Origin of the sequence: Geodermatophilus sp. DSM 44513, assembly GCF_032460525.1 — a bacterium.
Lineage (GTDB): Bacteria > Actinomycetota > Actinomycetes > Mycobacteriales > Geodermatophilaceae > Geodermatophilus.
This window is the reverse complement of record NZ_CP135963.1, coordinates 760,591-782,326: the sequence shown is the minus strand read 5'-3', so window position 1 is coordinate 782,326 and position 21,736 is coordinate 760,591. Positions and strand designations below refer to the sequence as shown.

The window sequence follows — 21,736 nt, the reverse complement described above, 5'->3', positions numbered from 1 at the left end:
GTCAGTCGCCCTTCGCGGCGACGACGGCGTCGTAGACGGTCCGGCGGGGCAGCCCGGTGCGGACGACGACGGCGCGGATGGCGTCCTTGCGGGTGGCACCCGCGGCCTCCTCGCCGGCCACGAGCGCGGCCAGCTCGGCCGGTGACAGCGCCACCGGCTCGACCGGCGCCCCGCCGACCACCAGGGTGATCTCCCCGCGCACCCCGTCGGCGGCCCAGGCGGCCAGCTCCGCGAGGCCCCCGCGCCGCACCTCCTCGTGCGTCTTGGTCAGCTCCCGGCACACCGCGGCCGGCCGGTCCTCCCCCATCGCCGCCGCCGCGTCGGTCAGCGCGTCGGCCAGCCGGTGCGGCGACTCGAAGAAGACCATCGTGCGGCGCTCGCCGGCCAGCCCGGACAGCCGGGACCGGCGCTCGCCGGGCTTGCGCGGCAGGAAGCCCTCGAAGCAGAACCGGTCGACCGGCAGGCCCGAGACCGCCAGGGCGGTGGTCACCGCCGACGGGCCGGGCACGGAGGTCACCTCGACCCCGGCGTCGATCGCCGCGCGCACCAGCGTGTACCCGGGGTCGGACACCGAGGGCATCCCGGCGTCGGTCAGCAGCAGCACGGTGCGCCCCTCGGCGAGGGCGGCCAGCAGCCCGGGCAGCCGGGCGCGCTCGACGGACTCGTGGAAGGTCACCACCTTCCCGGCCGGGCGGACCTCCAGGTCGGCGGCCAGCCGGTGCAGCCGACGGGTGTCCTCGACCGCCAGGACGTCGGCGGTCGCCATCGCCGCGCGCAGCCGCGGGCCGACGTCACCGGGCTGTCCCAGCGGCGCCCCACCCAGCACGAGCCGTCCGACCACCCCGGGAGCCTGTCACGGCGGCCGGCCCGCCACGCGCACATACCCTGGCCGCATGGCGGTGCTGGCTCCCGAGCGCACGGAGCGGGAGCCCGGGAGGCCCGGCCCCGCCCGCACCCGCCGCCTCCCGTTCCCCCGGCCGCGTCGCGACACCACCCCGCCACTGCCCGCCGACGAGCGCACCGCCTGGCTGCTCACCGCCCTGCTGGGCCTGGGCGCCTTCGCCGTGCGGGTGTGGGACCTCGGCTACCCGCCGGAGCTGCTCTTCGACGAGGCGTACTACCCGCCCGAGGCGCGCGAGCTGCTCGAGTGGGGCCACGAGTACAACCGCGGCTACACGTTCATCGTCCACCCGCCGCTGGGCAAGTGGCTGATCGCCGCCGGCATCGGGCTGTTCGGCTACGACTCCTTCGGCTGGCGCCTGCCGAGTGCGGTCGCCGGGACGATCGCCGTCGTCGTCCTCACCCGGCTGGCCCGGCGGCTGACCGGCTCCACGCTGCTCGGCCTGGTCGCCGGGCTGCTGCTGGCGCTGGACGGCCTGGCCTTCACCCTGTCGCGCATCGGGCTGCTCGACGTCTTCCTGCAGGTCTTCGTGCTGTCCGCGGTGGCCTGCCTGGTGGTCGACCGGGACCGGGTGCGCGCGCGGATCCGGGACGGGGTGACCGGGCCGCTCGGCCCGCGGGGGTGGCGGCTGGCGGCCGGGTTGCTCTTCGGCTGCGCGTGCGCGGTGAAGTGGAGCGGGGTGTGGTTCCTCGCCGCCTTCGCGCTGCTGAGCCTGTTCTGGGACCGCGCCGCCTGGCGGGACGCCGGCGCACCCCGCCCGACGCTGGTCACGGCCCGCCGCGGCCTGCCGGGGGCGGTCTGGGCGCTGGCCGCCGTCCCGGTGCTGACCTACCTGGCCAGCTTCACCGGCTGGTTCCTCGGCGAGACCTCGCAGGGCAAGGCGTGGGCGCAGCAGAACCCGGAGACGGCGTTCCCCTGGGTGCCCGACGCGCTGCGCTCGCTGTGGCACCAGCACGCCGAGTGGCTGGAGTTCCACACCGGGCTGTCCACGCCGCACCCGTGGGAGTCCGGGCCGTGGAGCTGGCTGGTCAACGGCCGGCCGATCCTGCTGTGGAACCCGCAGGGGCTCACCGACGCCGCCGGGGAGCAGGTGGTCCGCTACACCCTCATGGTGGGGACGCCGACCCTCTGGTCAGCCTTCGCGCCGGCGCTGGTGTGGCTGGCCTGGCGGGTGGCCGCCCGCCGGGACCCGGCCGCGCTGACCGTCGCCGTCGCGGTGGTCGCCGGCTGGGGCACCTGGCTGCTCAACCCCGAGCGCACGATGTTCGCCTTCTACACCGCTCCGGTGCTGCCGTTCTTCGTGCTCGCCGTCGTCCTGGTGCTCCAGGACGTGCTGGGCCCCCCGGGCGCCTCCCGGTCGCGCCGGCAGGTGGGCCTGGGCGTGGTCGCCCTCTACGTCGGGGTGGTCGCGGCGACGTTCGTGTTCTTCCTCCCCGTCCTCACCGGGCAGCCGCTGTCGCGTGCGGAGTGGCTGGACCGGATGTGGTTCCCGTCCTGGTTCTGACCCGACCCCGACCACGCGGAGGACGACGATGAGCGACCGGCCGGTGCACAGCGACCTCGACGGCGACGTGTGGCGGGTGACCCTGGCCTCGCCGGACACCGGCAACGCCGTCGACCCCGCGATGGCCACGGCGCTGGCCGAGGCACTCCGGCTCCGGCCCCCGGCCGCCCGGGCGGTGCTGCTGCTCGCCGACGGCCCGCGGTTCTGCGTCGGCGGCGACGTGCGCGGCTTCGCGGCGGCGGAGGACCCCGGCGCCGAGGTGGGCCGGCTGGCCGCCGACTGGCACGAGGTGGTGCGCGCGCTGCTGGCCGCCCCGGTGCCGGTCGTCGCCGGCGTGCACGGCGCCGTGGCCGGTGCCGGCGTCGGCCTGCTCGGGGCGGTGGACGTCGTCGTCTGCGCCCGCTCCACGAGGATCCGGCCCGCCTACGCGGCGATCGGCTTCTCCCCGGACGGCGGCACCTCCTGGACCCTGGCGCACGCCCTCGGCCCGGCCCGCGCGCTGGACCTGGTGCTGACCGACGGCACGCTGGACACCGCGGCGGCGCAGGCGTGCGGCCTGGTCGCCCGGGTGGTCGCCGACGACGAGCTGCGCGAGGCCGCGGTCGCGCTGGCGCACACGCTGGCCGCCGGGCCGGTGCGGGCGCTGGTGCGCACCCGCGCCCTGGTCCGCGGCGCCGCCGTCCGCACGCCGGAGGAGCAGCTGGACCACGAGGCGGGGCTGATCGCGGAGTCCGCCGCGGACGCCGAGGGGCGGGAGGGCGTGCGGGCGTTCGTCGAGAAGCGGCCGCCGGACTTCCGCGCGGCGCGCTGAACCGGCCCGCTACCGACGGGCGGTGAAGGCGGCCCGCCACGCCGCGGTGGCCCGCTCGTCGTGCTCGATGCGCCAGTCCACACCGTGCCGGGTGTCCAGGTGGTCGAACCACACCAGGCCGGCGATCTCCTGCCGGCGGACGACCTCCGCCGCCGTCTGCGCCAGCCACTCGCCCTTGCTGCCGCCGAGGTCGGAGCTGCCGATCTCGGTGATCCAGATGGGACGGTCGGTGAGGGCGGCCAGCTCGGCGATGCTCTCGTCGAACAGCGACCCGAAGCTGCGCCACCGCGTGGCGAACCCGTCGTGGGACCGCTCACCCCAGTTGTAGTTGCTGACGCCGACCAGGTCCACGTACTCGTCGCCCGGGTAGAGCGGCGCCAGCGGCGCGCTGCCGGGATAGACCGCGTTCGGGGCCCACAGCCACGCGACCTCGGTGGCGCCCAGCGCCGTGAACCGGTCGTGCACGTGGCGCCAGGCAGCGACGAAGTCCTCCGGGCGGTTGCCGTTCGCCGTCGCGCCCCAGGGGTACCAGTCGCCGTTCATCTCGTGCATCAGGCGGATGGTCACGGGGTGCCCGTGGTCCCGGACGGACGCGGCGAACAGGTCGATGTAGGCGTCGTGCCGGCCGTCGGCGATCGAGGCGAGCGTGTAGTCCGGTTGCCGGTCCCGCGGGCCGTCGCTGGCCCACGGCTCCCAGGTCACCGACAGCCGCGCCCCCCGCAGGGCCACCCCGTCGGCCAGCTCCCGGTCCAGGGGGCGGTCCCGTGACCACGCCTCGAAGGTGTCGAAGACCTCCGGGCGGGTGCCGGTGGCCCGGGTGAAGCGGTCGAGGTCGGCCAGCGTCGGGGCCGAGATGCCCATCACCGGGTCGCCGGCCGGCACCGCCGGAGGGACGGGGGCGGCGGACGGCGGGAGGGCGTCGACCGCCGGGGACGGCGCAGCCGCGGGCGCCGGTGGTCCGGTGGAGTCGGCCGCGAGCACGACGTAGGTGACCAGACCGGCGACGAGCAGCACCGCCACGACCGGGAGGCGCCGCCCCGAGCGCGGCCGTGGCCGGGACGGCGCGTCCGTGGGGGTGTGCACGCTGGCCCATCGGCACGTCCGCCGCTCGACTCAAGCCCACCGTCGACCGGCCGGCAGCCCCGACCCCAAGTGGTGAGACCCGGGCCCCTCGGCTCCACCACCGCCGGTGGCGGCCCGACCTCCCAGGCGTGATGGCCAACGACCGATCCACTCCGACCGCGCGGCACGGTGGGCTGCCCGAGCGGCGGCAGAGCACGCGGCTGTACGGACGCGCGGCCACCGAGGTGACCGGGGTCATGGCGGACCCCACGGAGCGGGTTCGGTACCGCGACGCGCTGAGTCGTGGGCAGCGGTGGAGCGTGCTGGCGCTGGGCTGGTCGCACGTCGCGGCCGCGCTGGCGCTGGCCGTCTTCCTGCTGCTGCCGGCCAACCTCCCGCGGATGACGCCCGAGCCGGCGGTCAACGCGCTCGCCGTCGGCGGACTCGTCGTGATGGTGCTGCTGCAACTCATCGCCGGCCTGCGCACCTGGACCGTCACCTACCACGCGGGGCAGGCCCGGGACCCGGTCGCCATGCGGGCCCAGCCCGGCCTGCGGGTCGCCGTCCTGACGACCATCGTGCCGGGCAAGGAGCCGGTCGAGCTGGTCATGGCCACCCTGCGGGCGATGAAGCGCATCCGGCACGACGGCGTGCTGGACGTGTGGTTGCTGGACGAGGGCGACGACCCGGAGGTGCGGCGGCGCTGCGCGGAGATCGGCGTGGCGCACTTCAGCCGCAAGGGGCACCCCGAGTGGAACCAGCCCCATGGTCCCTTCCGGGCGCGGACCAAGCACGGCAACCACAACAGCTGGCGAGCCGGTCACGAGCGCCACTACGACGTCGTCGCCCAGATGGACCCCGACCACGTGCCGTTCCCCAACTTCCTCGAACGGACGCTGGGCTACTTCAGCGACCCGGACGTCGCGTTCGTCGTGGCGCCCCAGGTCTACGGCAACCTGGAGGAGTCCTTCGTCGCCCGCGGCGCGGCGGAACTGGCCTACCTGTTCCACGGGATCATCCAGCGGGGCGGCAACGGCCACGAGGCCCCGCTGCTGATCGGCACCAACCACCTGTACCGACCGGCCGCCTTCGCCCAGATCGGCGGCTACCAGGACTGCATCATCGAGGACCACCTGACCGCCATGGTGGTCTACGCATCGGTCAACGAGGTGACCGGACGGCGGTGGAAGGGGGTCTACACGCCCGACGTCCTGGCCGTCGGCGAGGGACCGGCGACCTACTCGGACTTCTTCAGCCAGCAGAAGCGCTGGGCGTACGGCATCTGGGAGATCGCCCGCCGGCACTCCCCCGGGCTCTTCCCGGCGATGGGCGTGTGGCAGCGGCTGTCCTTCTTCGCCCTGCAGACCCACTACCCGACCACGGCGATGGCCTGGGTCGGCGGCGTCGTCCTGTCGGCCACCTACCTGCTGGGCGGCGTCACGGTCACCCACCTGCCGCTGACCCAGTGGGGGCTGCTCTTCGGCGCCAACCTGGGCCTGGGCCTGGTGTTCGCCTTCTGCATGCGCCGCTTCAACCTGGTGGAGCACGAGCGCCGTTCCTGGGGGATCCGGGGCCTGGTGCTGGACCTGGTCACGGCTCCGGTGTACGTCGCCGCGGCCGCCGCTCAGCTGGCCGGCCGCCCGCTGGTGTACGTGGTGACCGCCAAGGGCAGCGCCGCGACCGGCGACACGTGGCGGACCTTCCGTCCCCACCTGCTGTGGCTCGGCGTCGCCGTCGCCTGTGTCCTCGGCGGGCTGGGCCTGGGCCACGACTACCCGACGCTGTACCTCTGGGCCGGCCTCACCGCTCTGGTCTGCGCGGCACCCCTGGTGCACGTGTGGTCCAGCCGGGTCGCCGAGGTGCTACCGGTGCAGCTGGCCCGGGCGCGTTCGGTCCTGGGCAACCGCCGCGTCGGGGACGTCCTGGTGGCTCGGGGCGCGCTGAGTCCGCGCCAGCTCCAGCAGCTGCTGGACCTCCAGGCGACCCGGGAGGAGGCCTGGATGCGTCTGGGCGACCTGGCCGTCGTCGAGGGGTACGTGACCGCCGACGACCTGGCCGACGCGTTGTCCGACGCCACGTCGTCGAGTCGGCCGCGGCCTGCGATGGCCTGAGGGTCCCTCGGACGGCGACGGCCCCCCTCCGGGACCGGAGCGGGGCCGTGCGGTGTCGGAGTGGAGCTGAGGGGATTCGAACCCCTGACCCCCTCGATGCGAACGAGGTGCGCTACCGGACTGCGCCACAGCCCCTGACGGGAGACGAGCTTACCGTCCCTCCCGACGGCCTCCCTGCAGGGGCCCGCGCCGAGCCCGGTGAGGTGCTGGAACCGGCCCCTGTGCAGGGGCCCGCGACGAGCCGGTGACGTACTGGAACGGCCTCCCTGCAGGGTCCCGCGGCGAGCGGAGCGAGGCGCGGGGGGCAGGGAGGTCCTTCATCAACCGTTGGCCACCCGGCGCGGCTGGTAGACGTCGATGTCGGCGAACCCGATGTCGTCGTCGTCCAGGCCGACGACCGCACTGTCCTGCCACCCGGCCGGGGCGGCGGCGCGGGCGGCCACGACGCGGCCGGGGCGCAGCGGGTGCACCGGCGCCAGCGGCAGGCTGGGGTGCACCGGGCCGACGGTGGGGCGGTGCTCGGCGACGGCCGGCTCCGCGACCAGGGGCGCCGGGCGCGGTGCGGGGACCGGACGGGCGGCCGGCCGGCGGGCGGTGCGGGCGGCGGCGCGGGCGGCGCGGCGGGCGGCCAGCCGCTCCCGGCGGGCCACGCCGCGCAGCACCACCAGGTAGGCGACCAGGGCGACGTCGAACAGACCCTGGGCGATCCACAGCCAGGGGCTCCAGACCAGCGCGCCGACCAGCGCCACCAGCACCAGGGTCACCAGCACGGCCAGCGTGCGGCGGCGGGCGGCGTGCACGTCGACCCGCAGCTCGCCGCTGTCGCGCAGCGCGGCGCGGTCGACCGAGACCCGCTCGGTCGCGGCGTGGACCGTGGGGTCCACCGTCCGCCGACGCTGCAGCGTCCGGCCGGAGTCGGCCCCCGGGGCGCCGGTCCCCTGCGCGTCGCCGCGGGTCACCACCATGGGCACCAGCACCACGAACCACAGCACGACCAGAGCGGCCAGCAGCACACCCGAACCCATCTGAGAAACACCACCCGTCACACGAGTCACCTGACGGGGGAAGTTACGGCCTGCACCGGCCGGGTCCAGGGAGGCGCGCGGCGTGTCCTGGTCGTGGTGTGACGGGAGTGCCGGGACGGCGGCGTGTCGGCACGGCGACCCCGCCGGCGCGGTGCTCAGCGTGGTACGCGGGCCCGCCACCGGGCGAGCACGCCGCCGGGCACGTCCTCGGCCAGCAGCGCGAAGGTGTCGTGGTCGCGCCAGTCGCCGTCGATGTCCAGGTACCGGCGCGCCACGCCCTCGTGACGGAAGCCGAGCCGTTCCACCAGCCGCCGGCTGCGCGCGTTCTCCGGCCGCACGTCGGCCTGCAGCCGGTGCAGCCGACCCGGGCCGAACGCGTGGTCGCAGACCAGCGCCACGGCCAGCGAGGCCAGCCCGCGGCCGGCCACCGACCGGTCGACCCAGTAGCCGAGGTTGCCCGAGCGCAGCGCGCCGCGGACGACGTTGTCGATGGTCACCTGCCCGGCCAGCCGGCCCTCGACCCGGACGACGAAGGGCAGCGAGGCCCCCGCCGCGGCCCGGCGCAGCACCGCCCGGCGCATCGCCCGGTACGTGCTGGGGGTGTGCCGCGCGGCCCACGGGCCGGGGGCGGTGGGTTCCCAGGGCGCCAGCCACGCCTCGTTGGCGGTCCGGACCCGGCTCCACTCCTCGGCGTCCCGCCACCGCGGCGGGTGCAGCTCGACCGGGCCCCAGGTCAGGTGCGCCGGCCAGCCCGGCCGCAGCGAGGGGTCGACCACCGTGCCGCTCAGCCGCCCAGCAGCAGGGGCATGACGGTGACCAGCCCGCCGGCGGCCACCTCGGTGACGTCCTCGTCGACCACGATCAGGCAGTTGGCCCGCGCCATCCGGGCCAGCATCGCCTCGCCGCCGTCCCCGAGGGGCTCGACGACGTAGCCGCCGTCGGGGTGGCGCATGACCTGGCCGTAGAGGTACTGCCGGTAGCCCAGCGGGGACAGCAGCTGCTCGGCGGCGATCGCCTGCACGGTGCGGCGGAACAGCTGGCGCTTGCCGAGCATCACCCGGATCGCCGGGCGCACGAACACCTCGAAGGCGACCAGCGCCGCGACCGGTTCGCCGGGCACGCAGATGACCGGCACGCCGTCCCGGCCGAGCCGGCCGAAGGCCTGCACGGGCCCGGGGTGCATGGTCACCTGGGAGAACTGCGTGGGGCCGAGCTCGGCGAGCACGTCGGCCACCAGGTCGCCGTCGGTGGCCAGCGTGCCGGCGATGAGCAGCAGGTCGCTGCGCAGCAGCTGGCTCTCCAGCACCTCGGACAGCCGGCGCCGCTCGCTGGGCAGGATGCCCCAGCGGTAGGCCTCGGCCCCGGCGTCGCGCGCCGCGGCGGCCAGCGCGTAGCTGTTCACGTCGACGACCTGCCCGGGGCCGGGAACCGTGCTGATCTCCACCAGCTCGCCCCCGGCGGACAGCACGGCGACCCGCGGGCGCGGGCGCACCTGCACCCGGTCGCGGCCGACGGCGGCGAGCAGGCTGATCTGCGCGGGGCCGATGGGGGTGCCCACCTGTACCGCGGTGGTGCCCGGCGCGACGTCGTCCCCGGCGCGACGCACGTAGCTGCCCGGCTCCGGGCCGGCGTGCACTGCGACCTCGACCGTGCCGCCGTCGGTCCACACCGCGGGGACGACGACGTCCGCGCCGGCCGGCAGCATCGCGCCGGCGGCGACCTTCTGCGCCATCCCCGGGCCGATGGACGCCGGGCCGCTGAGGCCGGCCGCGGTCTCCCCCACCACCGACAGCCGGGCCGGCTCCTCGGGGGTGGCGCCCTCGACGTCGAGCGCCCGGACGGCGTAGCCGTCGAGCGCGGCCTGGTCGAAGGCCGGCAGCGCGCGCTGGCTGACCACCTCCTCGGCGCACAGCAGGCCTTGCGCGTCGAGGACGGCCAGCTCGATGGGGTCCGGCACGGGCACCGCGGAGAGGATCTCGTCGAGGTGCTGCTCCACGCCGCGCGGCGGCGCCGGCACCGCCGCGGCCGGTGGTGGGGGCACCTGGCCGCGGTCGATCGCGGTCGTCTCGTGCCCGCCCGGGCCGGGCGGGGCGCTGTCGGGGGCCGGCGAGGGCTCCGGCACGTCGCGCAGGGGGGTGCCCCGCCGCAGGTCCAGCGCCGTGGTGTCCCGCCGTCCCGGGACCGCTCCGTCCCCACCGATCCCGGTCATGCGCACCACGGGGGTCGATGCTCCCCCTGCGCGGCCGCGCTCAGGCCTGCGACGCGCCCGGGGCGGGCAGGTCGGCCACGAACTCGGCCAGCCAGGCGCGGAAGCCGGGCCCGAGGTCGTCGCGCTCGGCGGCCAGCTGGACGACGGCCTTGAGGTAGTCCAGCCGGTCGCCGGTGTCGTAGCGGCGCCCGGAGAAGACCACCCCGTGCATCGGCTCGCCCCGCTCGACGAGGGTGGCCAGCGCGTCGGTCAGCTGGATCTCCCCGCCGCGGCCCGGCACGGTGTCGCGGAGGACGTCGAAGACCTCGGGCGCCAGCACGTAGCGGCCGATGATCGCCAGGCTGCTGGGGGCCTCGTCGGCCGGCGGCTTCTCGACCAGGCCGGTGATGGCCACGACGTCCCCGCCGGCCTGCTCCACCGCGACCGCGCCGTACTTGTCGATGTTCTCCCGGCCCACGTCCAGCAGCGCCACCACCGAGCCGCCGTGCTCGGCCTGCACCTGCAGCATCTGCTCCAGCAGGTGGTCGCGGGCGTCGATGATGTCGTCGCCGAGCAGGACGGCGAACGGCTCGTCGCCGACGAAGGCGGCCGCCTGCAGCACCGCGTGGCCCAGCCCGCGGGCCTCGCCCTGGCGGACGAAGTGCACCTGCGCGACGTCGGTCGACTCGTGCACCGCCGCGAGCCGGGCGGCGTCGCCCTTCTTCTCGAGGGCCGCCTCCAGCTCGGGCTGGCGGTCGAAGAAGTCCTCGATCGCGGACTTGCCGCGCCCGGTGACCATGAGCACCTCGCCGAGGCCGGCGCGGGCGGCCTCCTCGACGATGTACTGCAGCGCCGGCCGGTCGACCACCGGCAGCAGCTCCTTGGGCACCGCCTTGGTGGCCGGCAGGAAACGGGTCCCCATCCCGGCGACGGGGATGACGGCCTTCCGCGTCGGGCGGGTGCTCGGAGTCGGCATGGGCGCGAGCCTAGGGCGTGCCCGGGAGCCCGCGCCGACGGTGGCAGGACCGGGTGGTGCACCCCGGGGAGGGACGGGAACGGGATCGGCCGGTACCCAGGGAGGCTGGCTAACCTGCGCCGGTGGACCCCGCGGACGACGTGATCGAGGCCAAGGTCGCCCTCCGCACCCGGTTCCTCGCCCAGCGCGACGCCCGCCCTGCCGGCGAGCGCGCCGCCGCCGGCGCCTCGGTCGCCGCCGCGCTGCTGCGCGGACTGGCCGGCACGCGCACCCTGGCCGCCTTCGTCCCGGACCCCACCGAGCCCGGCGCCGGCCGGCTGCCGGCGGCCTTCACCCAGCTGCGCGCCCGGGTGCTGCTGCCCGTCGTCCCCAGCGGTGGCACCGAGCTGACCTGGGCGGTCGACACCGGCCGGCTGGCCCCCGGCCGCTACGGGCTGCTGGAGCCGGTCGGGCCCCGGCTGGGGCCCACCGCGATCGGCACCGCCGAGGTGGTCGTCGTCCCCGCGGTGGCGGTGGACCGGACCGGGGTGCGGCTGGGCCGCGGTGGCGGTTGGTACGACCGCGCGCTGCGGCACGTGCGGCCCGACGCGAGGCTGGTCGCCCTGGTCTTCGACGACGAGCTGGTCGACGAGCTGCCGGTGGAGCCGCACGACCAGCGGGTGACCGACGTGGTCACCCCCGCTGGGGGATGGCAGGCGCTCCCGGCCGGTCACTGACACAGTGGTCGGGCTCCGCGTTCCCGTCCGCCGCCGCCGCCGAGAGAAGAGGCACCCCGTGTCCGGACCGCTGGACGGCATCCTCGTCGTCGACCTCACCCGCGCCCTCGCCGGCCCGCACGCCGCGATGATGCTCGGCGACCTCGGCGCCCGCGTCATCAAGGTGGAGAGCCCCGGCAGCGGCGACGACAGCCGCGGGTGGGGCCCGCCGTTCGTGCAGCCCGGTGGGGGCGGTGGGGCGGGTGGCAGCACCGCTGCGGACCGGGAGTCGACCTACTTCCTGTCGGCCAACCGCAACAAGGAGTCGGTCACCCTCGACCTCAAGGACGACGGCGACCGCGAGCTGCTGCGCGAGCTGGTGCGCCGCGCGGACGTGCTGCTGGAGAACTTCCGCCCCGGCACGCTGGCCCGCCTCGGCTTCGGCACCGAGGCGCTCGCCGAGCTCAACCCGCGGCTGGTGACCCTGTCGATCAGCGGCTTCGGCCACGACGGCCCCGAGGGCGGCCGGGCCGGCTACGACCAGATCGCCCAGGGCGAGGGTGGGCTGATGTCGCTCACCGGCTCCGGGCCGGACGACCCGCAGAAGGTCGGCGTCCCGATCAGCGACCTGCTGGCCGGCATGTACGGCGCCTACGGCGTCGTGTCGGCCCTGTACGAGCGGGAGCGCACCGGCCGCGGGACGGTCGTGCGCACCTCCCTGCTGTCGGCGGTGGTCGGGGTGCACGCCTACCAGGGCACCGCCTGGACCGTCGGCGGCCAGGTGAACCGCGCGCAGGGCAACCACCACCCCTCGATCACGCCGTACGGGCTGTTCCACTGCGCCGGGGGGACCGTGCAGCTGTCCTGCGGCAGCGAGGGGCTGTGGCGCCGGCTGTGCGCGGAGTTCGGCCTGGACCCCGAGGCGCCGGGCATGGCGACCAACGGCGAGCGGGTCGGCAACCGGGACCAGGTGATCGAGCTGCTGGAACGGTCCTTCGCCGACACCTCCCCCGAGGACCTGCTGGCCCGCCTCGCCGGCGCCGGCGTCCCGGCGGGCAAGGTGCGCTCCATCGACGAGGTCTACGGGTGGGACCAGACGGTGTCCCAGGGGCTGGTGGTCGACGTGGAGCACGAGACGCTGGGCCGGCTGTCGCTGCCCGGCCCGCCGCTGCGCTTCTTCGCCGCGGGGCCGGACGGCGAGACCGAGACCACCCGCCGGGAGCACGCCGCCCCGCCGGTGCTGGGCTCGGCGAACGAGGCGGTGCGCGCCTGGCTGGGCGCCGGCCGCTGACCACCGCCGACACCGCGGACCTCACCTCGGGGTGCCCGTCCTCACGCTGCAGCACGAGGTCGGGCGCCACGAGGTGAGGCCGGCGGGCGAGCCGTGCCAGGGTGCGGCGTGGACCGACGACCCGTCCGGCGGCTGCGCCCCGATCCCGGGGCACCCCGGCCACCGGACGACGTCTGGCCGCTGACGGTGCCGGCCGTCGCCCAGGTGCTGCGGGACGGGCTGGAGCTGCCGGCCGGCGCCACGGTGCTGGTCGGGGAGAACGGCTCGGGGAAGTCGACGGTGCTGGAGGTGCTGGCCGCGGCGGTCGGCCTCAACGCCGAGGGCGGGTCGGCGGGCGCGCGGCACTCCACCCGGCGGAGTGAACCCGGCTCGCTGGACCTGGTCGTCGAGCGCGGCCCCGGTGCGCCGCGCTGGGCCTACTTCCTCCGCGACGAGACGCTGCACGGCCTGTACAGCTACCTGGAGGAGAACGCCGGGGGGCCGGAACCGCGCTTCCACGAGATGTCCCACGGCGAGGGGTTCCTGACGCTGTTCGGGGACCGGGCCACCAGAGCCGGCCTCTACCTGCTCGACGAGCCGGACGCCGCGCTGTCGTTCACGGCGACGCTGTCGCTGGTCCTGCGGCTGACCGAGCTGGTGGCAGACGGCGCGCAGGTCCTGATCGCCACCCACTCCCCCGTGCTGGCCGCCCTGCCCGGCGCGCACCTGCTCGAGGTGGGGACGTGGGGGCTGCGGCCGGCCCGGTGGGCGGACCTGGAGCTCACCGCGAACTAGCGGCAGTTCCTCACCGACCCGGCGTCCTTCCTGCGTCACCTGGACTGAGCACGCCGTGGCGGCCGGCACGTTGGACGCACGCGGCCGCGGCGCGCATCATTGGCAGTCGCCGGGTGGGAGTGCCAGCCCGGCCCGCCTGACGAGGAGTGCCCGCACCGTGCCCACGTACCAGTACGCCTGCACCAACCCGGCCGACAAGCACCAGTTCGAGGTCGTGCAGAGCTTCACCGACGCCCCGGTGAGCGAGTGCCCCGAGTGCGGCAGCCCGGTGCGCAAGGTGTACGGCTCGGTCGGCGTGGTCTTCAAGGGGTCCGGCTTCTACCGCACCGACAGCCGCGCCAAGGCGTCCTCGAGCGAGTCCGGGTCGTCGTCGAACGGCAAGGACGGCGGGACCAAGGACGCCGGGACGAAGGACGCCGCGGCCAAGAAGGACGGCGGGACCAAGCCGGCCGCGGCCAGCACCTCCTCGACCGGCGGGACCAGCTCCTCCCCGAGCAGCAGCGCGGCCGGCAGCTGACCGCGGCGCGGTCCACAGGCGGCCGCGTCCTCCACAGCCCCGCCCGCACGGCCCCACTCCCGGTCCGGGGCGGCCAGCCTGGTTCCGTGATCCGTCTCCGCCGCCCGCGCCGGCCGCTGCACGCGGCCCGGCAGCTGCTCGCCGCGCTCCTGGCCACCGGCGCGCTGGTGCTCGCCCTGCGGCCCGCACCGGCACCGGCCGGCCCGCCGGCCACGGTGCCGGTCGTCGTCGCGGCGGCGGACCTCGCCTCCGGCGCCGTCCTCACCGCCGCCGACCTCGCGGTCGCCCGGTACCCGCCGTCCCTGCGCCCCGCCGGCGCGGCCGAGGCCCCGTCGGCGGTCGTGGGCGAGGTGCTCGCCGGGGCGGTCCGGTCCGGCGAGCCGGTCACCGACGCCGGCCTGGCCGGCACCGCTCTGACCAGCCGGCTCGCCGCCGGTCAGGTGGCCGCGCCGGTGCGCCTCGCCGACCTCGCGGTGACCGCGCTGGTGCGGCCGGGTGACCGGGTGGACGTCCTGGCCACGGCACCGGGCGCGGCACGGGCCGAGACCGTGGCCGCCGCGGCGCCGGTCCTCGCCACCCCGGGTCCGGACGGCGACGGGCTGCTGCTGCTCGCCGTCGACGCCGACACCGCCGCCCGCCTGGCCGCCGCGGCCACCACTGACACCCTGACCCTCAGCCTGCCGCCACGCCCCGCGGTCGGTGCTGGACCGCCTCCCCCGCGTGTGGGTGGATGACGCCCGTGCTCAGAGGCTTCAAGGACTTCCTGCTGCGCGGCAACGTGGTCGAGCTCGCGGTCGCCGTCGTCATCGGCACGGCGTTCACCGCCGTCGTGAACACCTTCGCCGCGGCCTTCCTGACCCCGCTGGTGGGTCTGGTGAGCGGCGGCGGCCAGCTGGGCGGGACCGTCGTGGTCGACGGGCAGGTGTTCGCCTGGGGCGCGTTCGTCAGCCAGCTCGTGACCTTCGTGATGACGGCGGCGGTCATCTACCTCCTGGTGGTGCTGCCGATGAAGGCGCTGGTCGACCGGCGGGCCCGCGGCGAGGAGCCCGGGCCCGCACAGCCGACGCAGACCGAGCTGCTGACCGAGATCCGCGACCTGCTGCGCGCCAGGTGATGCGCTGGAACGGCCACCGTCCAGGGGCCCTCCGCCTGCGCTCGCGAGGCGTGGAGAGGACGGTGGTCCTCCTTCAGTCGGTGCCCCAGTGCGGCGGGCGGTCCTCCTGGTAGCGCCGGTCGTCGGCGGAGGGCTCGTCGGGCCGCTCGCCCCAGCCGACGTCCCGGTCGTCGGGGGCGCGTCCGGTCGGGGCCTCCGATCGGGGCGGGGGCGGTTCGGCCACCGGGCGGCCCAGCCCCTCGACGACCTCCGCCCCGGGCAGCGCGGCCAGCGCGGCCCCGGGAACGGCGAGCTTGCTGCCCCGGGTCCCGGACCCGATGACCACCAGCTCGGCGGCGGCGACGGCGGGGTCCACGAGCACCGGCCAGGACGGCGGCAGGCCGAGGGGGGTGATGCCGCCGTAGGCCATGCCGCTCTCGGCGACGGCGACGTCCTGCGGGGCGAAGGAGACCTTGCGGGCACCGAGCCGGCGGCGCACCAAGCCGTTGACGTCGGCGCGCGCGGTCGCCGGGACCAGGCAGGCGGCCAGCTCGGTCTGCCCGGCCCGGCGGGCGGCGACGACCACGCAGTTGGCCGAGACCTCCAGCGGTACGCCGTAGGCCTCGGTGAAGGCGGCGGTGTCGGCGAGGTCGGCGTCGATCTCGGCCACCCAGGCGGGCCCGGTCAGCGCGCCCAGCGCCGCGGCCACCGGGGCCGCGAGCAGCTCGGGCCGTTCGGCGGCGGGGGTCCAGGTCAGCGAGCCGAGCCGGGGTGCGGTCGAGGGGTCCACACCGACGATCCTGCCCCGGTGGCCCGATCCCCGCGGACGGCGGCCGGGTGCCCGCTGGTCGGGCCCCGCCCCCGCCCGCAGGATGGGCCCATGATCGGCCAGCTGCACTCCGTCGTCATCGACGCGCCCGACGCGCACGCGCTCGCGACCTTCTACGCCGACCTGCTGGGGATGGAGGTGAGCAGGGGGGCGCCGGGCGACGACTGGGTGGTCGTCACCGGGCAGGGGTACCGGCTGGCGTTCCAGCAGGCGCCGGACCTGCAGCCCCCCGACTGGCCCGACCCCGAGCACCCCCAGCAGTTCCACCTCGACATCCGGGTGGCCGACGTCGAGGAGGCCGAGCCCCGGGCGATCGCGCTGGGCGCCCGGAAGCTGCCCGGCGGCGGTGGTGACTTCCGCGTCTACGCCGACCCGGTGGGCCACCCCTTCTGCCTGGTCCGGGACGCGGCGTGAGTGGCGACCTGCCCGGGGTGGACCTGGCGTCGGCCAGCCGGTTCGTCGCCGCGACCGGTCTGGTGGTCGGCGAGGCGAGTGGCACCCGGGTCACCGGCACGGTGGAGGTCGGGCCGGACCAGCACACCCCGTGGGGCGTCGTCCACGGCGGGCTCTACTGCGCCGTCGTGGAGTCCGCAGCCAGCATCGGGGCCAGTGTGGCGGTGGCCGACTCCGGCCAGTTCGCGGTCGGCGTCAACAACAACACCGACTTCCTCCGCTCGATGACCGAGGGCCGGTTGAAGGTCGTCGCCGAGCCGGTGCAGCAGGGCCGCACCCAGCAGCTGTGGCAGGTGCTGCTCACCCGTGCCGATGACGGGAAGCTGGTGGCGCGCGGCCAGGTCCGGCTGCAGAACATCCGGCGGCCCACCGCGTGAACCCCTCCGCCCGGGCGGCGCGGGCGCTGCTCGCCGCCCGGGCGGTCGCGGCGGCGCACGGCGTCCACGCCACCGACCCGCGGGTGCTGCACGACGGGGTCAACGTCGTCGTCCACCTGGCACCGGCACCGGTGGTGGCGCGGGTGGCCACCCTGACGCCGCTGCTGCGGCCGGCACCCCTGCGCTCCCTGGCCCGGGAGGTCGCGCTCGCCGCGGCCCTCGCGGCGGCAGGGGCCGCGGTCGTGCCACCCAGCGACGCGCTGCCGCCCGGGCCGCACCGCCACTCCGGCCTGGAGCTGACCTTCTGGCGGCACGTCACGGTGCTGCCGGTCGCGCCCACTCCGGCCCAGGCCGCCGAGGCCCTCGCCGAGTTGCACGGGCACCTGGCCGGACTCCCCGTGCGCGGAACGGCCCTGGACACGCCGCTGGAGGACCTGACCGGCTTCGTCGTGAGCGGCCGGGCCTGGAGTGCGCCGTCCGGGCAGCTCGACCGGCTCGCCGCCCGGCTGGACCAGCTGGGCCCTCGGCTGGCCGGTGAGGCCACCCGGCTGCACGGCGACGCGACCCCGGGCAACCTGCTGGCCACGCCCGACGGCTGGGCCGCCCTGGATGCGATCGGTGGGCCCTCCGACGCCGAGCTGACCCCGTGGCTGGAACTGCGCCAACTGCACGCCGCCGCGTGGACGCTGGTCGCCGCGGCCGGGCACCCGCGGCTGCGACCGGCGGCGGACGAGCGGCTCGCCGCGGCCCTCGGGACCCCCTAGATGTACTGCCCAGACAGGTTGGTCAGTCGCGTGATCGGTGGGCGGCGTCCGATCGCGGTGTGGGGCCGGTGATGGTTGTACTCGTGCAGCCAGCCGGGCAGGGCCTGGCGGCGGGCGAGTTCGCTGAGGAACATCCGGCGGAAGGCCCAGCCGTCGGCCATGGTGCGGTGGAAGCGTTCGATCTTGCCGTTGGTCTGTGGCCGGTAGGGCCGGGTCCGCTTGGGCGTGATGCCGAGCTCGAGGCAGGCGTCGCGCCAGGCGTGGGAGCGGTAGGCCGAGCCGTTGTCGCTCAGCACCCGCTCGGCGGTGACGGCGCGGGCGGCGAACCAGGCCACCGCGCGGCGCAGCACGCCGATGGCGGTGGCGGCGGTCTCGTCGTCGTGGATCTCGGCGTAGGCGACCCGGCTGTGGTCGTCGAGCACGGTGTGCACGAACGCGGTGCCCAGCAGCGGTTCGCGGCGCTTGCTGCGGGGCTTGCCCGGGGTTGCTGCCCGGTTCTTGCCGCCCTGGGCGCGGCCGACGTAGCGCCAGCCGCCGCCGTCGGGGATGTTGCCCAGCTTCTTGACGTCGACGTGCAGTAGCGAGCCGGGCCGCTCGTGCTCGTAGCGGCGGACGCGCTCGCCGGTGCGCCGGTCGATGTGGGACAGGCGGTTGAGCCGGCAGCGGCGCAACACCGCGTAGACCGTGGAGGCCGGTACCCGCAGCCGGGCGCCGATCTCCACCGGCCCGAGCCGGTGCCGCCAGCGCAGGTGCACGATCCGCCGGACCAGCGGTCGCGGCGTGCGCCGGGGGCTGCGGTGCGGGCGGGAGCTGCGGTCGGCCATGCCGGCCGGCCCGGCCTGGCGGTAGCGCTCCACCCAGCGCTTCGCCGTCGGATAGGCGACCTGGAACACCGCGGCGGCGTAGGAGACCGTCCAGTCGTCCTCCACCACCGCGCGGGCCAGGCGCAGACGCTGGCGTGGAGTCAGAGCGGCATTAGCGTGGGCCACGAGGACCTCCGGGTTTGTGTGGGTGGGTGCCTTCAGCAGCTCCACTCCACGTCCGGAGGTCCTCCCTCCACAAGATCAGTCAGTCAGATCCCGTGATCACATGCCCTCGACCAACGTCTCTGGTCAGTACACCTAGACCAGCGGCAGCGCCGGCTCGCGGTAGGTGACCCCGGCCAGCGACGGGGGGAGGACGTCGGGGTCGATGACGACGGAGAACAGCGCCCGGGGGTCCTGCAGCGTGGCCGGCGGGCGCGCCGCGGCGCGCGGGACGACGCGGTCCCAGCGGGCCGGACGGCGGTGCGGCAGCAGCTCCCGCCCCTGGAACAGGTAGTCCCCCAGCACCTCACCGAGCAGGAGCCCGGCGCCGTGCTCGATGGGCAGCGCGACCGGGTCGCCGGGGCGGATGTCGTCGAGGAAGACCGAGAGCTGGCGCAGGTCCTTGCTGGGACGCCGGCCGGAGAGCTCCTTGGCCAGCGCGCGCAGTTCGACCGGGGACAGGCCGGTGGCGTCGACGTCGACGCCGGACTGAGTGCCCACCCCCACCACACCGGCGGCCAGGCAGGCACCGAGCTCGTTGTGCGCCCGGGGCCGCACCACCCACACCCGCGTGCCCTCCGGCGGCGCCGGTGGCGGCAGGTCGTCGGGCTCGGGCCACACGTAGGGCAGGTCGTCGGGCTCGGGCCCGAAGCGGGGGCCGAACAGCGGCCGGTAGAACCCCGGGTCCTTGGCCAGCAGGTTGGACCGGTGCGACCGGTGCACCGCCTCGTCGCCCACCCAGGACGGCAGCACCCCGGCGCGGGCCAATTCCTCCTGTCCCACGCCGACCACGTCGGGGGCGAACTCCGCGATCAGGGTGTGCGTGCTGTCGGCGAAGCCGCGCTCCTGCCAGGCCCGGACGCTCGCCAGCCCGTAGGCCACCAGCGCCGGGGTCCGGCCGCGCCACATGCGGACGACGGGGTGCGACGTCCAGCCGTAGTCGGGCAGCTCCAGCGCGCGCAGCACCTGCAGCGTCTCGACCCGCTGCTTGCCCAGCCGGGGTGAGTCCAGCATCCGGGCGCTGTCGGTGAAGTCCGGGACGGGCAGGAAGGTCTGCATCGGGACCTTCCTGCCCGTGCCCGCACACGGTCAACCGCCCGCCGTGCGGCCGCCGCGGGCCCGACCTACCGTTCCCGGCACCGGCCGCCGCTGCCCGGCGGCCTGCCGACGTCCTCCCGAGGTGGTCCCGTGCGCCCGTCCCGATCCCGGTCCCGCCGCACCGCGCTGGCCGCCGCGGCCGCCCTCACCGCGACCCTCCTCGGTGCGCCCCCGGCCGGTGCCGCGGTGCCTGGGGTGTCCCCGCCGGGGGCGAACGACTGGTCCTGCCGGCCGTCGGCGGCCCACCCCGAGCCGGTCGTCCTGGTCCCGGGCACCTTCGAGTCGATGGCCAAGAACTGGTCGACCCTCTCGCCGTACCTGGCCGGCGCGGGGTACTGCGTGTTCGCCCTGGACTACGGGGAGACCAACGGAGTGCCGGCCACCGGGCCGGTCGCGGACTCCGCCGCGGAGCTCGCCGTCTTCGTCGACCGGGTGCGCACCGCCACCGGCGCCCGGGAGGTCGACGTCGTCGGGCACAGCCAGGGCGGGATGATGCCGCGGTACTACATGCACCTGCTCGGCGGCGCGGCCGAGGTGGACGACCTCGTCGGCATCGCGCCGTCCAACCACGGCACCGAGGGGCTGATCGTGCCCCCGCCGGAGGCGCTCGGCCCGACGGCACCCGGGCCGGACAACCCGCTGTGCCAGGCGTGCACGGACCAGCAGGCCGGCTCGGCGTTCCTGCAGGAGCTCGACGCCTCCGGCGACACGGTGCGCGGGCCGGACTACACGGTGATCGCGACGGTGTACGACGAGGTGGTCACCCCCTACACCAGCCAGTTCCTCGCCGGCCCGGCCCGGCAGGTCACCAACACCACGATCCAGGACCTGTGCCCGGCCGACCCGGTCGAGCACGACCAGGCCCCCAACGACCCGGTCGTGCACCAGCTGGTGCTCGACGCCCTGGAGCGGAAGGGCCCCGGCGACCCGGCGTACCGGCCCAGCTGCCTGCCGCTGCCCTGACGCGGTCGGACGCGCTCAGGCCCCGTCGTCGAGGGCGGTGAGCGCGGCCTCCCAGCGGGCGCGGCGGGCGGCGTCGTCCTGCTCCCACCAGGCCGGGCCGCGCTCCCCCAGCCCGGTCTTGGCCAGCTGCACCCGGGCGCGGGCGGCGGCCAGCGCGGCGTCGTCCCCGGACCGGCCGGCCGTGCGGACGGCGGAGCGCGCCACGCCGAGGTGGTGCAGCAGCCGGGCGCGGACGTCGTCGGGCAGCGCGGTGTCGGCGGCCCGCCAGCGCCGGCCGTCGACGACCAGCCAGCGCCCGTCGTCGGTCAGGTGGCCTCCCTGCAGGGGCCCGGCGCGAGCTCGCGAGCGCTGGGGGGCAGGGAGGTCCTTCCGCTCGCGCGTCATCCGTCGGCGACGCGGCGCACCAGGTCGGGCAGCACCGCGCCGAGCGGGGCGTCCACCCGGACGTCGACCTTCGCGTCGCCGCGGGTGGGGCCGAGGTTGACCAGCCCGACGGGGACGCCGAGCTTCTCGGCGCGCAGCACGAACCGGTAGCCGCTCATCACGGTCAGGGAGGAGCCGAGCACCAGCAGACAGCCGGCCCGCTCCACCATGGCGAAGCAGGCGTCCACCCGGTCGCGCGGCACCGTCTCGCCGAAGAAGACGACGTCGGGCTTGAGCGGCCCGCGCCCGCAGGCGGTGCAGTCGACCATGACGAACCCGTCGAGCACCTCGTCGGGCAGCTCGGCGTCGCCGTCGGGGTTGACCTCGTCGGCGTGCGGGCCGAAGTGCGGGTTGGCCGCCCGCAGCCGCTCGTGCAGCGCGCCGCGGTCGGCGACGTCCCCGCAGGCCAGGCAGATCGTGCGGTCCAGCCCGCCGTGCAGCTCGAGGACGTCGCGCGCGCCGGCAGCCTGGTGCAGCCCGTCGACGTTCTGCGTGATCAGCCCGCCCACCAGCCCGGCGCGCTGCAGGTCGGCGACCGCCGCGTGCCCCGCGTTCGGCCGGGCCTCGCGGATCTGCGGCCACCCGACGTAGCTGCGGGCCCAGTAGCGGTGCCGGCCGCGGGGGTCGCGCAGGAACGTCTGGTAGGTCATCGGCGTGTGCCGGCGCAGCGACCCGGTGGCCCCGCGGTAGTCGGGGATGCCGGAGTCGGTGGACAGCCCGGCACCGGTCAGCACGACGACGTCGCCGTCGGCCACCAGCCCGGCCAGCGCGTCCAGGGAGCCGGGATCGTCGGTGGCCGGGTGGACGGCGGTGGGGACGGCGGTCACGCCGCCATGGTCCCCCGCGACGTCCACCG

24 protein-coding genes and 1 tRNA gene are annotated in these 21,736 nt (G+C 76.2%); 13 read left to right on the top strand and 12 right to left on the bottom strand.

Translation table 11 applies throughout. From position 1 onward, the window contains the following. Position 1: 1 nt before the first annotated feature. Positions 2 to 841: a 16S rRNA (cytidine(1402)-2'-O)-methyltransferase gene (rsmI, locus tag RTG05_RS03690; protein WP_166527509.1), complete on the bottom strand. Its 840-nt coding sequence runs from the start codon at positions 839 to 841 to the stop codon at positions 2 to 4. A gap of 52 nt (positions 842 to 893) precedes the next feature. Here rsmI and RTG05_RS03685 point away from each other — a divergent pair, with 52 nt between their 5' ends. Next, positions 894 to 2,405, top strand: a complete 1,512-nt coding sequence (locus RTG05_RS03685; RefSeq protein ID WP_166527508.1) for a dolichyl-phosphate-mannose--protein mannosyltransferase — start codon at positions 894 to 896, stop codon at positions 2,403 to 2,405. A 28-nt stretch (positions 2,406 to 2,433) separates the two neighbouring features. Beyond that, positions 2,434 to 3,216, top strand: coding sequence for an enoyl-CoA hydratase/isomerase family protein (locus RTG05_RS03680; RefSeq protein WP_166527507.1), 783 nt, complete (start codon positions 2,434 to 2,436; stop codon positions 3,214 to 3,216). Between the two features lie 9 nt (positions 3,217 to 3,225). Here RTG05_RS03680 and RTG05_RS03675 read toward each other — a convergent pair whose 3' ends face one another. Beyond that, a complete protein-coding gene (locus RTG05_RS03675) occupies positions 3,226 to 4,236 on the bottom strand; it encodes a glycoside hydrolase family 26 protein (RefSeq protein WP_166527506.1) in 1,011 nt (336 codons plus the stop codon). Between the two features lie 299 nt (positions 4,237 to 4,535). Here RTG05_RS03675 and RTG05_RS03670 point away from each other — a divergent pair, with 299 nt between their 5' ends. Next, on the top strand, positions 4,536 to 6,389 hold the full coding sequence (locus tag RTG05_RS03670; RefSeq protein WP_166527505.1) for a glycosyltransferase family 2 protein: 1,854 nt from the start codon (positions 4,536 to 4,538) through the stop codon (positions 6,387 to 6,389). 61 nt (positions 6,390 to 6,450) lie between these two features. Here RTG05_RS03670 and RTG05_RS03665 read toward each other — a convergent pair. The 5 genes from RTG05_RS03665 to galU form a co-directional block, all read right to left on the bottom strand. Beyond that, a tRNA-Ala gene (locus RTG05_RS03665) sits at positions 6,451 to 6,524 on the bottom strand. A 185-nt stretch (positions 6,525 to 6,709) separates the two neighbouring features. Beyond that, positions 6,710 to 7,414, bottom strand: coding sequence for a divisome protein SepX/GlpR (locus RTG05_RS03660; protein ID WP_166527504.1), 705 nt, complete (start codon positions 7,412 to 7,414; stop codon positions 6,710 to 6,712). 155 nt (positions 7,415 to 7,569) lie between these two features. Then, positions 7,570 to 8,190 (bottom strand): GNAT family N-acetyltransferase, encoded by a 621-nt coding sequence (locus tag RTG05_RS03655; protein ID WP_208104776.1) that lies wholly within the window; start codon positions 8,188 to 8,190, stop codon positions 7,570 to 7,572. A gap of 8 nt (positions 8,191 to 8,198) precedes the next feature. Next, positions 8,199 to 9,623 (bottom strand): molybdotransferase-like divisome protein Glp, encoded by a 1,425-nt coding sequence (gene glp / locus RTG05_RS03650; protein ID WP_315912290.1) that lies wholly within the window; start codon positions 9,621 to 9,623, stop codon positions 8,199 to 8,201. Between the two features lie 40 nt (positions 9,624 to 9,663). Next, entirely contained in the window at positions 9,664 to 10,578 is a 915-nt protein-coding gene (galU, locus tag RTG05_RS03645; protein WP_166527503.1) for a UTP--glucose-1-phosphate uridylyltransferase GalU, read from the bottom strand. 122 nt (positions 10,579 to 10,700) lie between these two features. On the opposite strand from galU, the gene RTG05_RS03640 reads away from it, so the two are divergent. From RTG05_RS03640 to mscL, 6 genes are all read left to right on the top strand, one after another. Then, positions 10,701 to 11,294: a 5-formyltetrahydrofolate cyclo-ligase gene (locus tag RTG05_RS03640; protein ID WP_166527502.1), complete on the top strand. Its 594-nt coding sequence runs from the start codon at positions 10,701 to 10,703 to the stop codon at positions 11,292 to 11,294. Positions 11,295 to 11,352: 58 nt separating this feature from the next. Continuing rightward, a complete protein-coding gene (locus RTG05_RS03635; protein ID WP_166527501.1) occupies positions 11,353 to 12,564 on the top strand; it encodes a CaiB/BaiF CoA transferase family protein in 1,212 nt (403 codons plus the stop codon). A 108-nt stretch (positions 12,565 to 12,672) separates the two neighbouring features. Further along, the gene (locus tag RTG05_RS03630; protein ID WP_166527500.1) at positions 12,673 to 13,338 is read left to right on the top strand and encodes an AAA family ATPase; all 666 of its coding nucleotides are present in this window, start codon (positions 12,673 to 12,675) and stop codon (positions 13,336 to 13,338) included. Positions 13,339 to 13,495: 157 nt separating this feature from the next. Then, complete coding sequence (locus tag RTG05_RS03625) at positions 13,496 to 13,855, top strand: FmdB family zinc ribbon protein (RefSeq protein WP_166527499.1); 360 nt, start codon at positions 13,496 to 13,498, stop codon at positions 13,853 to 13,855. An 86-nt stretch (positions 13,856 to 13,941) separates the two neighbouring features. After that, entirely contained in the window at positions 13,942 to 14,589 is a 648-nt protein-coding gene (gene cpaB / locus RTG05_RS03620) for a Flp pilus assembly protein CpaB (protein WP_166527498.1), read from the top strand. Between the two features lie 5 nt (positions 14,590 to 14,594). Continuing rightward, positions 14,595 to 14,969, top strand: coding sequence for a large conductance mechanosensitive channel protein MscL (gene mscL, locus RTG05_RS03615; RefSeq protein WP_166527497.1), 375 nt, complete (start codon positions 14,595 to 14,597; stop codon positions 14,967 to 14,969). Between the two features lie 73 nt (positions 14,970 to 15,042). Here the strand turns inward: mscL and RTG05_RS03610 are convergent, their stop codons facing one another. Beyond that, entirely contained in the window at positions 15,043 to 15,738 is a 696-nt protein-coding gene (locus tag RTG05_RS03610; protein ID WP_166527496.1) for a YbaK/EbsC family protein, read from the bottom strand. Between the two features lie 90 nt (positions 15,739 to 15,828). Between RTG05_RS03610 and RTG05_RS03605 the strand changes: the two genes are divergently transcribed. Genes RTG05_RS03605 through RTG05_RS03595 form a run of 3 tightly spaced genes read left to right on the top strand, consistent with a single transcriptional unit; the run spans position 15,829 to position 17,371 of the window. Further along, positions 15,829 to 16,191: a VOC family protein gene (locus RTG05_RS03605; protein ID WP_166527495.1), complete on the top strand. Its 363-nt coding sequence runs from the start codon at positions 15,829 to 15,831 to the stop codon at positions 16,189 to 16,191. After that, a complete protein-coding gene (locus RTG05_RS03600; protein ID WP_166527494.1) occupies positions 16,188 to 16,607 on the top strand; it encodes a PaaI family thioesterase in 420 nt (139 codons plus the stop codon). Before RTG05_RS03605 ends, RTG05_RS03600 begins: the two co-directional genes overlap by 4 nt. Further along, positions 16,604 to 17,371: a phosphotransferase gene (locus RTG05_RS03595; protein WP_166527493.1), complete on the top strand. Its 768-nt coding sequence runs from the start codon at positions 16,604 to 16,606 to the stop codon at positions 17,369 to 17,371. The genes RTG05_RS03600 and RTG05_RS03595 overlap by 4 nt, the downstream gene beginning before the upstream one ends. On the opposite strand, the gene RTG05_RS03590 is transcribed toward RTG05_RS03595, so the two are convergent. Together RTG05_RS03590 and RTG05_RS03585 are read right to left on the bottom strand one after the other, a co-directional pair. Next, positions 17,368 to 18,360 carry an IS481 family transposase gene (locus RTG05_RS03590; protein WP_166529479.1) on the bottom strand — a complete coding sequence of 331 codons (993 nt, stop codon included), beginning with the start codon at positions 18,358 to 18,360 and terminating at the stop codon, positions 17,368 to 17,370. The genes RTG05_RS03595 and RTG05_RS03590 overlap by 4 nt on opposite strands. A 132-nt stretch (positions 18,361 to 18,492) precedes the next feature. Continuing rightward, on the bottom strand, positions 18,493 to 19,455 hold the full coding sequence (locus tag RTG05_RS03585) for an MSMEG_6728 family protein (RefSeq protein ID WP_166527492.1): 963 nt from the start codon (positions 19,453 to 19,455) through the stop codon (positions 18,493 to 18,495). Positions 19,456 to 19,584: 129 nt separating this feature from the next. Between RTG05_RS03585 and RTG05_RS03580 the strand changes: the two genes are divergently transcribed. Then, positions 19,585 to 20,457, top strand: coding sequence for an esterase/lipase family protein (locus tag RTG05_RS03580; protein WP_315912289.1), 873 nt, complete (start codon positions 19,585 to 19,587; stop codon positions 20,455 to 20,457). Between the two features lie 15 nt (positions 20,458 to 20,472). On the opposite strand, the gene RTG05_RS03575 is transcribed toward RTG05_RS03580, so the two are convergent. Then, positions 20,473 to 20,841: a biopolymer transporter Tol gene (locus tag RTG05_RS03575; protein WP_315912288.1), complete on the bottom strand. Its 369-nt coding sequence runs from the start codon at positions 20,839 to 20,841 to the stop codon at positions 20,473 to 20,475. Continuing rightward, a complete protein-coding gene (locus RTG05_RS03570; RefSeq protein ID WP_315912287.1) occupies positions 20,838 to 21,707 on the bottom strand; it encodes an NAD-dependent protein deacetylase in 870 nt (289 codons plus the stop codon). The genes RTG05_RS03575 and RTG05_RS03570 overlap by 4 nt, the downstream gene beginning before the upstream one ends. Positions 21,708 to 21,736 lie beyond the last annotated feature (29 nt).